Origin of the sequence: Brachyspira murdochii DSM 12563 (assembly GCF_000092845.1) — a bacterium.
In the GTDB taxonomy this organism is placed as follows: Bacteria; Spirochaetota; Brachyspiria; order Brachyspirales; family Brachyspiraceae; genus Brachyspira; species Brachyspira murdochii.
The window spans coordinates 2,928,101-2,942,194 of record NC_014150.1 but is presented as its reverse complement, the minus strand read 5'-3'; the positions used below and the strand labels follow the sequence as shown (position 1 = coordinate 2,942,194).

General features: G+C 28.7%; 12 protein-coding genes. 4 read left to right on the top strand and 8 right to left on the bottom strand.

Annotated features, from left to right (window positions below):
* Window positions 1–22: 22 nt before the first annotated feature.
* Window positions 23–1,240, top strand: coding sequence for a dihydroorotase (locus BMUR_RS13010; RefSeq protein WP_013115008.1), 1,218 nt, complete (start codon window positions 23–25; stop codon window positions 1,238–1,240).
* Window positions 1,241–1,289: 49 nt separating this feature from the next.
* Here BMUR_RS13010 and BMUR_RS13005 read toward each other — a convergent pair whose 3' ends face one another.
* From BMUR_RS13005 to BMUR_RS12970, 8 genes are all read right to left on the bottom strand, one after another.
* The gene (locus tag BMUR_RS13005) at window positions 1,290–2,501 is read right to left on the bottom strand and encodes an OmpA family protein (RefSeq protein WP_013115007.1); all 1,212 of its coding nucleotides are present in this window, start codon (window positions 2,499–2,501) and stop codon (window positions 1,290–1,292) included.
* A gap of 21 nt (window positions 2,502–2,522) precedes the next feature.
* On the bottom strand, window positions 2,523–5,378 hold the full coding sequence (locus BMUR_RS13000; RefSeq protein WP_013115006.1) for a methyl-accepting chemotaxis protein: 2,856 nt from the start codon (window positions 5,376–5,378) through the stop codon (window positions 2,523–2,525).
* Window positions 5,379–5,457: 79 nt separating this feature from the next.
* Window positions 5,458–6,870, bottom strand: coding sequence for a F0F1 ATP synthase subunit beta (gene atpD / locus BMUR_RS12995; RefSeq protein WP_013115005.1), 1,413 nt, complete (start codon window positions 6,868–6,870; stop codon window positions 5,458–5,460).
* A 59-nt stretch (window positions 6,871–6,929) separates the two neighbouring features.
* The gene (locus BMUR_RS12990; protein ID WP_013115004.1) at window positions 6,930–7,859 is read right to left on the bottom strand and encodes an inositol monophosphatase family protein; all 930 of its coding nucleotides are present in this window, start codon (window positions 7,857–7,859) and stop codon (window positions 6,930–6,932) included.
* A 24-nt stretch (window positions 7,860–7,883) separates the two neighbouring features.
* Entirely contained in the window at window positions 7,884–8,663 is a 780-nt protein-coding gene (locus tag BMUR_RS12985) for an MlaD family protein (RefSeq protein WP_013115003.1), read from the bottom strand.
* A 41-nt stretch (window positions 8,664–8,704) separates the two neighbouring features.
* Window positions 8,705–9,487 carry an ABC transporter ATP-binding protein gene (locus BMUR_RS12980; protein WP_013115002.1) on the bottom strand — a complete coding sequence of 261 codons (783 nt, stop codon included), beginning with the start codon at window positions 9,485–9,487 and terminating at the stop codon, window positions 8,705–8,707.
* A 1-nt stretch (window position 9,488) separates the two neighbouring features.
* A complete protein-coding gene (locus BMUR_RS12975) occupies window positions 9,489–10,466 on the bottom strand; it encodes a type I phosphomannose isomerase catalytic subunit (RefSeq protein WP_013115001.1) in 978 nt (325 codons plus the stop codon).
* Window positions 10,467–10,504: 38 nt separating this feature from the next.
* Window positions 10,505–10,942: a DUF523 domain-containing protein gene (locus BMUR_RS12970; protein ID WP_013115000.1), complete on the bottom strand. Its 438-nt coding sequence runs from the start codon at window positions 10,940–10,942 to the stop codon at window positions 10,505–10,507.
* A 287-nt stretch (window positions 10,943–11,229) separates the two neighbouring features.
* Here BMUR_RS12970 and frr point away from each other — a divergent pair, with 287 nt between their 5' ends.
* Genes frr through BMUR_RS12955 form a run of 3 tightly spaced genes read left to right on the top strand, consistent with a single transcriptional unit; the run spans window position 11,230 to window position 13,404 of the window.
* On the top strand, window positions 11,230–11,778 hold the full coding sequence (gene frr, locus BMUR_RS12965; protein ID WP_013114999.1) for a ribosome recycling factor: 549 nt from the start codon (window positions 11,230–11,232) through the stop codon (window positions 11,776–11,778).
* Window positions 11,775–12,491 carry an isoprenyl transferase gene (locus tag BMUR_RS12960; protein WP_013114998.1) on the top strand — a complete coding sequence of 239 codons (717 nt, stop codon included), beginning with the start codon at window positions 11,775–11,777 and terminating at the stop codon, window positions 12,489–12,491. Before frr ends, BMUR_RS12960 begins: the two co-directional genes overlap by 4 nt.
* Before the next feature lie 7 nt (window positions 12,492–12,498).
* Window positions 12,499–13,404, top strand: a complete 906-nt coding sequence (locus BMUR_RS12955) for a phosphatidate cytidylyltransferase (protein ID WP_013114997.1) — start codon at window positions 12,499–12,501, stop codon at window positions 13,402–13,404.
* Window positions 13,405–14,094 lie beyond the last annotated feature (690 nt).

Here is a 14,094-nt window from a genome sequence, read left to right as displayed (position 1 = left end):
TCAATATAATAAAGGCAGTAATATGATAATAAAAAATGCTAAAATAATAGAAAGCAGCAATATAGTTTCCATCATAATAAAAGATGAAAAAATAAAAAAAATAGATTTTGATAATAATTTTCAAAACTATAAAGATAAAGATATAATAGATGCTAACTATAATTATGTGATTGCAGGTATAATAGATCCTCATGTTCATATGAGAGATCCCGGTCTTACTCAAAAAGAAGATTTTAATTCTGGAAGCAAGGCTGCAGCAAGGGGCGGAGTTACTTCTTTTTTGGATATGCCTAATACTATACCAAACACTATAACAAAAGAAAATCTAATTGCCAAAAAAAATATGATGATAGGAAAATCTTATGTTGATTATGGTTTTCATTTCGGCGGAAGCAAAGCAGATAACAGTGATGATATAAAAAATATTATTAATGATGCAGCATCTACAAAAATATTTTTTAATGCCTCTACTGGAAATATGCTTGTAGAAGATGATAAAATATTAGAAAAGCTATTTGAAAGTTCTAAAATAGTTACAGTACATGCAGAAGATAAAATGGCTGATAAAGCAATAGAAATAGCTAAAAAAACAAAAACACCATTATATTTATGTCATATATCATTGGAAAGTGAAATCAATTCGCTAAAAAGAGCAAAAGATTCTGGAATGGTGATTTATGGAGAGGCAACTCCTCATCATTTATTTTTAAATACTGAAGATGTTAATAAAAATGAAAAAAATAAAATGCTTTTGAGAATGAAGCCTGAATTAAGAGAAAAATCTGATAATAAAGCATTGTTAAAAGCAATATTAGATTACACAATAGATACAATAGGAACTGATCATGCCCCTCATTTGATAAGTGAAAAGTTGGAAAAACTTACTTTCGGAGTGCCTTCTGTAGAGCATTCATTAGAACTAATGCTAAATAAAGTAAATGACAGCACAATGGATTTAAAATTATTAACCAAAATTATGAGCGAAAATGCTTCAAAAATATTTGGTATAAAAAATAAAGGCATGTTAAAAGAAAATTATGACGCAGATCTAGTAATAATAGATATGAAAGACAATTCTATAATAGAAGAGAAAGATATAATTACTAAATCAGGCTGGTCTCCTTATATAGGTTTTAATAGAGGCGGTAAAGTATTAACTACTATAGTACGCGGAAATAAAGTATATGATAATGCTATATTTACTGATAAGTTTATAGGAAAAGAGATAATTTATAATTAATTTTTAATTATAAGCTAAAAAATCATTTTTTAAAAAGATATAAAAATTATTATCTTAATTTTATTATAATATCAACTCTTCTATTTTTTTGTCTTCCATCTGCTGTATCATTAGAAGCTATAGGCTCTTCATCAGCGAGACCTTTATAAGATAATTTATCATGCTCAAGATTAGGAAGTATATAATCAGCTACAGATTTTGCCCTTTTTTCTGATAATTCCTGATTATATTCTTTTCTTCCAGTATTATCAGTATGCCCTTCAACTATAATCTCTCTGTCTGGATAAGTTTCTTTAATAGCTTTTACAATGTTATCTATAGTATTTTTAGCTTCTGGTCTTAATGTATAAGAATCAGTATCAAATAAAATCTCTCCAAGTCTTACAACCAATCCTTCAGGAACTGTATCTATAGTAACATTATCATCATCATACAAATCATTTTCTAATTTTTTTCTATTGTAGTCTTCTTCTTCTTTAGTGATGGAGTCATAAATTTTATATGTGCTTATGATATTCATTTTATACTGAAGACTTGCATATGATAATTCTCTGCCGTATCCGAATAATATTTGATATCTTTCCTGCTGAGATACCGGAATATTTTTATCCATATCCCAAAGAAAAGTACCATAATTAAATCCGTATATTCTTTCAGGATATCCTTTTCTTGAAAGTCCAGCCTGAAGTAAATCTTTATCAGTCATAATATGATATTGTATAACGGCATTTCTGCTTCCGTCATCATTAGTTTCAATATTTGCAAATAAATAATCTGCTGATAATGCCATGGTAAGGTTAGGAGCATTATTTACTTTTATAATTTCAATAGATTCTCTGTTCCAAGATTCTGTAAGTTTAATTTCATTATCTGGAAAAGTGGGGACATGCCTTACATTAGGCATAAAATAATTATAAGGCACTTCAAATTTACCATTAGTATGTATAATAAAATCGCTTGTATACTCTTCATCAAGATGAAAAACTTTTTCGCCTTTCATCATTCTAAAAATTTTAAATACTCCGCTAACTCTGTATCCGCCTTTAGGGGCAATAGCAATAACAGTTAAATCAACGATATTTCTTTCCTTGTATATACTTGTTAATATACCATTCTCATAATATTCTACATCAGCAGTTTTAACAGATTCTATTCTTTTTCCTTTCTCTAAATTCCAATAGAATTTATGAGTTATTTCAGAGAATACTATGCTAAAGAGTAATAGCTGAAATATAAATACAAAAATACTAACTCTTTTCATAATTAAAATACATATTTATTTTTATCTATTTTTTACTCTATTGCTTTCTTTTTTTAATTCTTTTAATCTTCTCTTTTCTTCTTTAACCCTTTGTTTTTCTGCCTTACGTTCTAATTTTAATCTTTCCTTATCTACAGATGTAGTTTTACCTTTATCTTTAGCAAGCTCTTCCTCAGTCTTTTCAGTTTTGAAAGATATAACTAATTTGTATAGCTGTAGGAATATATATTGAAGTTCTTTAATTCTCTTATCCATAACTTCCATATTATTACTGCTTGTAGTAGAAAGATTAGAAACATTCTCTATAGAATTTACAAGCTCTTTCATATCGCTTTCTGTAGCATTAACAACATTAACAACATCTTCAGCCAATTTATCAACACTGGAAATATTCTGACTAACAGCCGAACTCATCTGCATTTGCTTAAGCGAAAGCTCCTGAACATCTTCAGTAATATTATTTAAGTTAGTAATATTCATAAGTATTTCACGTCTTCCTATGTCAAGCTCGTCATTAGCACCTGATATAGTAGATATTAAATCAGCAAGAGTATTAGAACCCTCCAAAATCTTTTCCATAGATTCAGAACTTCTAAAAGCTAAAGATACAGTTTTATCTATAGCCTGAGTAGTTTCTTCAATGATTTCATTAATTATTTTAGAGTTTTCTCCGGTATCTTCGGCCAATTTTCTAATTTTATCAGCAACAACTGTAAATCCTCTTCCATGCTCTCCTGCATGTGCTGCTTCTATTGCCGCATTCATAGCCAAAAGGTTAGTCTGTTCTGCAATATTATGTATAACCTGAGTAATATTTGTAATCTGTTTAGAATATTCTTTAATACTTTGAATAGAATCCACAACAGATTCCCCTATATTACTTCCGTCCTGAGCTTCTGTATAAAGTATTTTAGCATAGTCATTTGCTTTTGTAGCTCCATGGCTTACAGTAACAATATTAGCCATCATCTGCTGTACAGAACTGCTTGTTTTAGATACTGCTTCAGACTGTAGTTTCATTTTATTATTAATATCATTAATATTTTCTAACAATAACTGCACTGTTTCATTAACAGCAGTAAATCTAGTTCTCTGCATAAAACTTACTCTGGCGGCATTTGCAGAAGATTCTGCTATTTTATTAGAATTTTCAAGCTCTGTTTCAAATTCTTTATATATAGTATTAAAATCGCTTATACTAATACTAATAGAAGCTCTCATGTTTTGAATATTTCCGGTTAAAGTATAAGCATTATTTTTTACGCTTACAATAATATTTTTTACTTTATCCAAGAATTTATTGAAAGAGTGAACTAACTCTCCTGATTCATTATTACTGATAACAGGAAGCCTTATAGTTAAATCTCCGTCGCCCTCACTAATAGAATCAGAAACATTTTTAGCAAATACAAGAGTTTTTCTCAAAGAAAGAATTAATGCTAGTATTACTATTAAAAATGCCAATAATCCCAAATAAATAGCTACTGAAGATTTTATAATAGTTTCCCTAAACAATTGATTATTATAAGCATTGCTGTGCTGCCATAAATTAATAATATACAAATTATTAAAGACAGAATATTTAATTACAAATTTATTTGTATTTTTCAAAGCAATAATCTTAACATCACTAATATTATTTCTATAATTATTATTTCTAACATCTTTAATATCAGCAGAAACAACAGCATTATCCAAATCTCTCTGCATATTTCCTAAAGCTGAAGGATTATTTGAAGCTTTTATAACATATAAATCATCTGTTATAAAAATATCCAAATTATTTTTAAAAGTTATATCGCTTAATATATCCTGATAAACAGAACTTCTAACTTCTAAACTAACAAAACCAATATTTTTACCATTTAAAATAATAGGAGCATAAATATAAAACAACTCTGAATTAGGCATAATATCTACTATAGAATTAGTACCTTCATACATTTTTGTCAAATTATTTCCAGAAAGATTCGGTCTGATATTAGTACTAATTGTAACTAAATTATTATTATCATATTTCCATTCCATAGATAAACTATTCATGTCTTCTCTATTAAGAGTTATATTAATATTTTCTAAATCTCTTATAAAAATAGAGAAACCTGCAATATTACGATCATTAGCATATCTTGTACTCAAATACGAAGATAATGTTTCTACATAATTATTTAATGTATAAGAATTACTATATATAAGCTTCATATATGTAGATATGTTATCTGCTGCTGTAACATATTTAGACATACCGTCATAAAAATTATTAATAAAATCATTTGCATAACCTTTTTTTAACATCATATCATACTGACTGTCATAAATAATTTCCGATCTGTAATGCAAACCATTAATTAATGTAACAATAAATATCATAGTAGCCATAGAAGCAGGCAGAAAACTGTATACCATAGGCAAATAATACTCTTTTCTTCCTGTCTTTTTATATAAAGGTCTTACTAATATATTAAAAAATATAGATGAGAATGTCATAGCCACGGTAATCAAAAATATTACCATTGTAAGACGTATATTAATAATTTCAAATAAAGTAACTTTTTTTGTTAATAGGTGTATAGCATATGATACAATTGCTACTAAAATTACAGCAATACCTGATTTAATAACAAATATTTTTCCTAATGGTATATACTTTCCTCTTTCTACCTTTAAACAATCAAAAAACATACTAACAGGAATAACTATCATTAATAGGAATATAAATAAGTACACATAACCTATCAATGAGTTTTCCAACTGATAAATTGTTCTTAATAGAATAGAATAAGAGCCTACCGATATACAGGCCATTATAATAAAAGATATTGGTATATAAAATTTTAATCTTCTTTTTAGTTTATCTTCATTTACTTGAAAAAGCATACTATACAACCTATAAAATATTTTGAATACTATTTAAACTATCGGTATAATACTATTATTATTTAGCAGTAATAATATATTAATTACTCATAGTCTTAGCTTTTGAAACAGCTTCTTCTATAGATCCTACAAATCTAAATGCTTGATCTGGCAAATCATCATAATCGCCGTTACAAATACCTTTAAAACTTCTAATAGTATCCTCCAATTTAACATACCTTCCCTGAAGACCTGTAAACTGTTCTCCAACAAAGAAAGGCTGGCTTAAAAACTGTTCTATTTTTCTAGCACGAGATACCACAAGTTTATCCTCTTCAGAAAGCTCATCAGCACCAAGTATAGCAATAATATCCTGCAAATCTCTGTATCTTTGAAGTATATGCTGTACTCTTCTTGCAGTATCATAATGCTCCTGACCTAAGATGTTAGGATCTAGTATTCTGCTTGTTGAAGCAAGAGGATCTACTGCAGGATATATACCTTTTTCACTAACTTCTCTTGATAATACAGTAGTAGCATCAAGGTGAGTAAATGCTGTAGCAGGAGCTGGGTCTGTAAGGTCATCTGCAGGTACATAAACCGCCTGTATAGATGTAATAGAACCGTTTCTAGTGGATGTAATTCTCTCCTGAAGACCTCCCATCTCTGTTGCCAATGTAGGCTGATAACCTACTGCCGAAGGCATACGTCCTAAAAGGGCTGATACTTCACTGCCGGCCTGAGTAAATCTGAATATATTATCTATAAATAAAAGAACATCAAGACCTGCCGAATCTCTGAAATATTCTGCCATAGTTAATGCTGTTAATGCTACCCTAAGTCTTGCTCCCGGAGGCTCATTCATCTGACCATAAACAAGACAAGTTTTATTAATAACTCCCGATTCCTTCATCTCTGACCATAAATCATTACCCTCTCTTGTTCTTTCACCAACACCGGCAAATACTGAATAACCGCCATGTTCGCTTGCTATATTATGTATAAGCTCCATTATAAGAACAGTCTTACCTACTCCAGCACCGCCGAAAAGACCTGTTTTACCGCCTTTAATGTATGGTGCTAATAAGTCTATTACTTTAATACCTGTTTCAAATATTTCAAGTTTAGGCTCTAGAGTTTCAAATTTAGGCGGAGCAGCATGTATAGATCTGTACTCTTTAGCTTCTACAGGCTCTCCCTTATCAACTGTCTGACCTAATACATTAAAAATTCTACCTATAGTTTCAGTTCCTACAGGCACCATTATGTGATTTTCTGTATCAAATATATCATCGCCCCTAGATATACCGTCTGTAGATTCCAAAGCTATAGCTCTTACTCTTCCGCCACCTAAATGCTGCTGAACTTCGCAAATTATATGTCTTTTAACACCCTCTATTTCTTTATCTATATAAAGTGCATTTAATATAGCAGGAAGATGTCCTTCCTCAAACTCAGCATCTAGGGTAGAACCTACAACCTGAACAACTTTACCTCTTTTTCCTTCTACCATAAAACATTCCTTATATTTTATTGTTTTTTTATTGTTCCTATTTTATACCTATTAAAAACTTATTCAAGTACCTTTATCATTTCTTTGTGAATTTTTTTATTACTTGCTATATATTGTTTTTTTGAGAAAATATCATATTCTTTCATATTTATATTGCTTACCATTCCGCCTGCACGTTTTAGTATAATTGTTCCTGCACATATATCCCAAGGGGAAAGCCCGTATTCAAAAAATCCGTCTGCTGCTCCTTCTGCTACCATACATATATCAAGTGCAGCAGAACCGTCACGTCTTAATGCTAGAGTTCTTTTTACCATATTGGCAAAATCCACCATTCTGTCATGTAAGAAATCATCATCTACACTGGCATTATAATAAAAACCAGTTATTATCATTGATTCTGCTAGTTTACTGCTGCTGCTTACTCTAATAACTTTATCATTTTTATAAGATTTAGATTTTATATGTGCCTTATAAACTGTATTAGTTAAAGGAGCATAAACAACTCCAAGTATAGGTATGCCTTTATAAGCAAGACCTATTGATACACAATAAAATGGATATCCATGTACAAAATTACTAGTTCCGTCTATAGGATCTACTATCCAAGTGAATTTCTTTTCTTCAGAACTATCTGAAGTACTTGATTCTTCCCCATAAAAACCAAATTTAGGATAGCATTTTAATAAATATTCTCTGATAATCTTTTCATTTTTTAAATCGACTTCCGTAAATAAATCCGTTTTTCCTTTCTTGGATATGCTTTTAGGACAGCCGAAATATTTTAAAGAATATTTACCTGCTTTTACAGCTATTTTTTCTGCTGATTTTAAGCATTTATTTAACTTAGATTTTGGAATACTATTTATTTCTTTTAATATATTATTGTATTCGATTTCTTTTTCTGATAGTGATGCTTTAGGCTTTTCTTTGCTGCTTGAAATATTTTTAATACTTTTCATAATTAATGTTATAATATCATCTATCATTATTAATCTCCCATAAATAAAAAATTATTTCTTTTCTGTTTCTCTAAATAGTAAAGTTGAAGGATTATCTCTTAATTTCTCACTAAATATTCTCATATTATTTATTATTTCGTTAATATTAGTTTGCAAAGTAGGATCTTTCATTACAGCTCCAGCAGTACCTTTACCGCTTTCAACATCTGATATAATATAGGATAAATCTCTAGTTATATTATTAATATTGGCTAAACTATCATTAACATTTGAAATAGCTTTTGTTATAGTTACTTCATTAGTACCTATAATATCTGATATCATATTTATAGTCTGTGCCAAATTAGTTATTACTGATGAAAACTCCTGAAAGTTTAAATCTTTTCCTATATCTCCAATAGAGCCTAATGTAGTTTCTATACTGAAAGGCTCAACACCTTTTATCACACTTCCTGCTGCTATACTGGTCATACCTGTAGTCGTAGTAGCAGGAGGAGACACCATTATATACTTCTCTCCAAGTCCTAAACCAACAGTTTGTATGGAAAATTTTGTTCCTTCTGGAATTACAACAGTTTTATCTGTTATAAATAAAGTTACTCTTATAGTACCATCTGGATTAATACTTATTTTTTCAATGAAACCTATCTGTATGCCGCCGCCTCTGTATGAAACTTTACCATTCTCCTGCAAATCTCCTATAAAAATATAGTCTACATAAAGTCTGTATCCGTCGCCTTTTAATTTTATCTTGCCGAGAAGTATTATAGCACCTACAAATAATACTAATGTAACTATAAAAAATATTCCTAATTTTACTTTATTTTTCATAATAGTTTTCCTTATCCTAAAAATTATATATAAAAAATGAATTAATCTTTTGGTCTTATACTTTCTATATCTTCACCTTTTTTTGCTATACTGCTCATAAAGAAGAATTTCAAATGAGGGTTATCTGTTTCACCCAAATGATCCGGATCTCCTCCCTCAATAATCTGCCCCTTATGAAGCATAACAACTCTATCAGACATTCTAAATACACTAGTCATATCATGAGTTATAACAATGCTTGTAACATTAAGAATAGACTGCATTTTTACTATTAAATCATCTATAACCCTAGACATTACAGGGTCTAATCCAGTAGTAGGTTCATCATAAAGAAGTATCTGAGGATCCATAGCAATAGCACGTGCCAAACCTACACGTTTTTTCATACCGCCTGAAAGCTCTGAAGGCATTTTATGTTCTATATTTGGCATACCAACCATTTCAAGAACTTCTGCTACTTTTACTTTTATTCTATCTTCAGGCATATCTTTTTTTATTCTTCTAAGCCCGAAACTCACATTTTCATATACATTTAATGAGTCAAATAATGCAGCTCCTTGAAACACCATTGCAAATTTCTTTCTTACTTCTGTAAGTTCATTATCAGAAATTTTATTAATATCCTGTCCGTCTACAACTATAGACCCAGAATCAGGCTGAAGCAGACCTATTAAATGTTTTATAAGCACGCTTTTACCGCATCCAGAATTTCCTATAACAGATAAAGTCTCTCCCTTATTAACCTTAAGATTAACACCATTAAGTACTCTTTGAGGTCCAAAAGTTTTATAAACATCTTTTAATTCTATAATAATATCGCTCATATTATACAGTTACCCTCAGAAATTTTATACACTTATCACTTTTTATTATATAATTTCCTAAACTAGCTGGTATCAAAACCGTTTTTCCAATATTAAGTTTAATAATATTATTTGGAATATCAGATTCTATCGAACCATTTCCATCAATAACCATAATTATTTCAAAAGTTTCTTTATTAGTTTTAGAAGAATACTGCCCGCTAACAATATATTCATCTGCTGTAAAGTATTCATTAGAAAATACTATATTAATTTCTAATGATGCATCTTTGATTTTATTATGTTTAGCAGATTTTAAGTTAAAAGCATTAATATCTTTTACAACATTAAAAGAATCTTCTATATGAAGCTCCCTAGAGTTTCCATTTTTATCAGCCCTATTCCAATCATAAAGCCTGTAAGTAACATCGCTTGGAGTTTGTATCTCTGATATAACTGCATTTCCTAATATAGCATGTATACAGCCGCTTGGTATATAAAAAGCATCACCATTTTTTATATGAAAATAATTGAACTTATCCTCAATATTTTCTTTATTATACAAAGCTCTTTTTAAATCTTCTTTAGTAATATTTTCTTTTAGTCCTATAAGAAGTTTAGCATTATCCAAGGCATCAATAACATACCACATCTCATTTTTACCATGCTTATTATGTCTTTTATTAGCATATTTTTCATCAGGGTGTACTTGTATAGATAATTTATCCCTTGCATCTATAAGTTTTATTAAAAGAGGAAAATAATCTTCTTTACACTTTGTTCCTAAAAGTTCGCTGCCGTATTCTTTCACCAAATATGATAAAGTTTTTCCTTTAAGTTCGCCATTGGACACTACACTATTATCATTAGGCAAATCACAAATTTCCCAACTCTCACCTATAATCTTACTTTTATCAAAAGGCTTTGAATATACGGAAGCTAATGAACTGCCTCCCCAAATAACTTCTTTTGGTATTTCATAAAATTCTAGCAAATACATAATTTAATTATATAAGATAAAATAAATAATTCAATATACTATAATTCAAAATATTCTTTTATTTTACACTCACCTATAATTTTTACATTATTATTAGAAAGCAAATCAGCACAAATGCCATTACCTTTTATCAATATTTTACTAAAAGTACCGTCATATATTTCTCCAAATCCGCATGAAGGGCTTTTCTCTTTTAATATAGCCAATTCAACACTATATAATTTTGATAGCTTAAGTACCTCATCAGCACCTTTTATAAAATTTTCTGTTACATCTTCATTATCTATATTTATAACCCTTCCATTAATAATCTCAGCAGGTTTTCTAGGTGTAGTAAGCCCTCCCAGTTGTTCTGGACATACTGGTATAATATTATAACCCCTAGATATTAGTTTTATAATAATGTCTGATTTATTGTCATTCCCGTCATATCTGCATTTTACACCCAAAAGACATGCACTTACTAATATATTCATAAAAATATACTCCATACATTTTTTGATTATTTATTATAGCTTAAAATCATTTTATTTACAGCATTGTAATTTATTTTATATTGTTATTTATATAAAATAAAATTTATAATATTTTTAATTATTTTAATATAAATTTAAAATAAATACTGATATTAACAAAATAAAAATTACATTAATAAATTATATAACAAAACCATAAATTATATAATTAACTTGACAATAGTATTATATTAAATTATAATTTACTAAAATAAAATTATTTAAAATTAAAAGAGGTTTTATTATCTATGTCAAAAGAATCGTATAAAGACAGAATGGAAAAAGCTATTTCAAGTTTACAAAATGATTTAAAAGGTATAAGAACAGGAAGAGCTAATGCTTCTATACTAGACGGAGTTAAAGTAGAGGCTTACGGAAGCAATATGCCGTTAAAACAAGTTGGAAATGTTTCTACTCCAGATTCAAGAACTATTATGATACAGCCATTCGATAAAGGATTGGTTAGCGACATAGAAAAAGCTATATTAAAAGCAGATTTGGGTTTTAATCCTTTCAATGACGGCGGAAATATAAGAATAGTTGTACCTGAACTTACAAAAGAAAGAAGAGAAGAATTAAAAAAAGGTGTAAGACATAGAGGCGAAGAAGCTAAAATAGCCGTACGAAATATAAGAAGAGATGAAAATGATAAAATAAAAAAAGAATTAAAAGATAAAACAATTACAGAAGATGAATCAAAATCTCAAGAGAAAAGAATACAAAACGAAACAGATGCCTATATCAAAAAAATAGATGAAATGATTAATACAAAAGAAAAAGAATTAGACACTATATGATTGAACAGAATATACCAATACATGTAGCTATAATCATGGACGGCAATGGAAGATGGGCAAAAGCTCATAATAAAAGCAGAAGTTACGGACATAGGGCTGGAAGCGAAAATGTCATTAACATAGTCGAAGCATGCGGAGAATTAAATATAAAATACTTAACTTTATATGCTTTCTCCACAGAAAATTGGAAAAGACCTGAAGAGGAAAAAAAAGCACTTTTTCGATTATTAAAAGAATTCTATAAAAAAGAAATAAAAAGACTTATTTCTAATAATATACTTGTAAAACATATAGGCGATATTTCTCTTTTTCCAAAAGATACTATAAAAACTATAGAAGAAACAGAAAAAGAAACATTGGAAAAATGTAAAAATCCGATATTAACTGTAGTATTAGCTTTAAATTATGGTTTTAGAGATGAACTTAAAAACGCTGTAAAAAATATATGTTATGAAGTAAAAAATAATAAAATAGATATAGAAAATATAGATGAAAACTTTATTCAAAATTATCTATATACAAAAGATATGCCGGATCCAGACCTTATTATAAGAACATCTGGAGAGGCAAGACTAAGTAATTTTCTTATGTATCAAGCCTCATACAGTGAGCTTTATTTTACTGATATATTATGGCCTGATTTCTCTAAAGAAGATTTTAAAAAAGCTATAGAAGAATATTCAAACAGAAATAGAAGATACGGAGGCCTATAATTTTATTATGAAAAAAAGACTTATATCCGTAGCAGTTACATTACCGCTCTTTATTATAATATTGCTTTATGACAAAGTTATTTCTCTGTTTCATTTGTTAATATTATCAATATCAATTTTCAGTGCTTCTGAAATATTCTATATGGCTAAAGTTCATAGACAAAAAAATCTAAGAACAGTTGTTGCCACCATGATAGCTATGGTATTAGGATATGTTATAACTATTTGCGGGGTTAAAGTATTCAAAGGCGATTTTTCAGCACTTTATAAAATAATAGAAACTAAAAATCCTTCTATGGATCTGTCATTAGTTATGGTTTTTGCCTTGATAGCTGCCCTATTTATCATAAATATATTTAAAGTTAATGTCTCAACATTTGAAGAAAAAGGACGTGCTATATTAACGGCTGTTTTCTGCTTTATATATGTAGGTTTAGGGGTATGGCATATATCTCTTATGCGTTTTATGCCTAGCGGTAAATATTATATAGTATTCATTTTATTATGTGCTTGGCTAAGCGATACAGGAGGATATGTAGTAGGAAGAAAAATAGGAAAGCATAAACTTTCTAATAGTGCATCTCCAAATAAAAGCTATGAGGGACTTATAGGAATGTTTATATTTACAATACCTACAGGAATTTTGTACTACTATTTATATTCTAATGGGTATTTAACTACAGTACTTGGTAAAAATATACCGCACTTTACATTGCCGCAAATAATACTACTAACTTCAATATTTACTCTAACAGGATTTCTTGGAGATATGGGAGAGAGCCTCATAAAGAGAATGTATGATACAAAAGATTCAAGTAAATTATTTCCGGGTCATGGCGGGGTGTTTGATATATTTGACAGTGTAATATTAACAGCTCCTATATCATATTATATATTTCTGCTTTTACAATAAATTGATAAAAATATATATTACTGACCTTTTTTACCTCAATAAAATTATTCTTTATAATATAAGCAGTGTAATAAATTTACCTATCTTATTTAAAGAGTTCCATATAAAATGTTATTTAAATCTGTTTCTAATAATTTTATTTTCTGTGGTTATCTTTTCATATAATGACAGAATAAACAAACAGGCTGAAATAGTAAAACTGCCTGCTATATATAAAAATTAAGGCTTATTCCAATCATATCTTCCTGTTTATGATGACTATGGAATTCCAATAGGCTTATGAATATTTCGCAGAAGAATTTAATAAAATGTTAGGCAATATAACTAAACAAATACATTCTGCTATCTATACTTCATATGATTACTCTAAAATTCTTAATATATGTATTGCTGATTATGAAGCTATTGAAAAAATAATGCTGATATACAAATAAGCCGGAGAAATATAAAAATAACTACATCATAAACAAAAAATAAATATAAGCATTTGCCATATATTCTAATAACAGACGATTTTTTATTACTAGTATAACTGCTTCAAAACTAAATTAATAAATTACCGCAATGTCTTAATTTTTAGTGTTTTATTTTCTAAAATAACTTTGATGCATATACAAAATAAGCATTTAGTATCGTACTAAAAAAATATCAAAATTAACAAAATAAATTTTTTTTAATATATGCCTAATT

Bases quoted from the DNA above. Each gene is read 5' to 3' on its own strand.
- BMUR_RS13000 (WP_013115006.1), bottom strand. From the start codon at position 5,378: ATGCTTTTTCAAGTAAATGAAGATAAACTAAAAAGAAGATTAAAATTT.
- BMUR_RS12960 (WP_013114998.1), top strand. From the start codon at position 11,775: ATGATTGAACAGAATATACCAATACATGTAGCTATAATCATGGACGGC.
- BMUR_RS12990 (WP_013115004.1), bottom strand. From the start codon at position 7,859: ATGATAGATGATATTATAACATTAATTATGAAAAGTATTAAAAATATT.
- BMUR_RS12985 (WP_013115003.1), bottom strand. From the start codon at position 8,663: ATGAAAAATAAAGTAAAATTAGGAATATTTTTTATAGTTACATTAGTA.
- BMUR_RS12955 (WP_013114997.1), top strand. From the start codon at position 12,499: ATGAAAAAAAGACTTATATCCGTAGCAGTTACATTACCGCTCTTTATT.
- BMUR_RS12980 (WP_013115002.1), bottom strand. From the start codon at position 9,487: ATGAGCGATATTATTATAGAATTAAAAGATGTTTATAAAACTTTTGGA.
- BMUR_RS12975 (WP_013115001.1), bottom strand. From the start codon at position 10,466: ATGTATTTGCTAGAATTTTATGAAATACCAAAAGAAGTTATTTGGGGA.
- BMUR_RS13005 (WP_013115007.1), bottom strand. From the start codon at position 2,501: ATGAAAAGAGTTAGTATTTTTGTATTTATATTTCAGCTATTACTCTTT.
- atpD (WP_013115005.1), bottom strand. From the start codon at position 6,870: ATGGTAGAAGGAAAAAGAGGTAAAGTTGTTCAGGTTGTAGGTTCTACC.
- BMUR_RS12970 (WP_013115000.1), bottom strand. From the start codon at position 10,942: ATGAATATATTAGTAAGTGCATGTCTTTTGGGTGTAAAATGCAGATAT.
- BMUR_RS13010 (WP_013115008.1), top strand. From the start codon at position 23: ATGATAATAAAAAATGCTAAAATAATAGAAAGCAGCAATATAGTTTCC.
- frr (WP_013114999.1), top strand. From the start codon at position 11,230: ATGTCAAAAGAATCGTATAAAGACAGAATGGAAAAAGCTATTTCAAGT.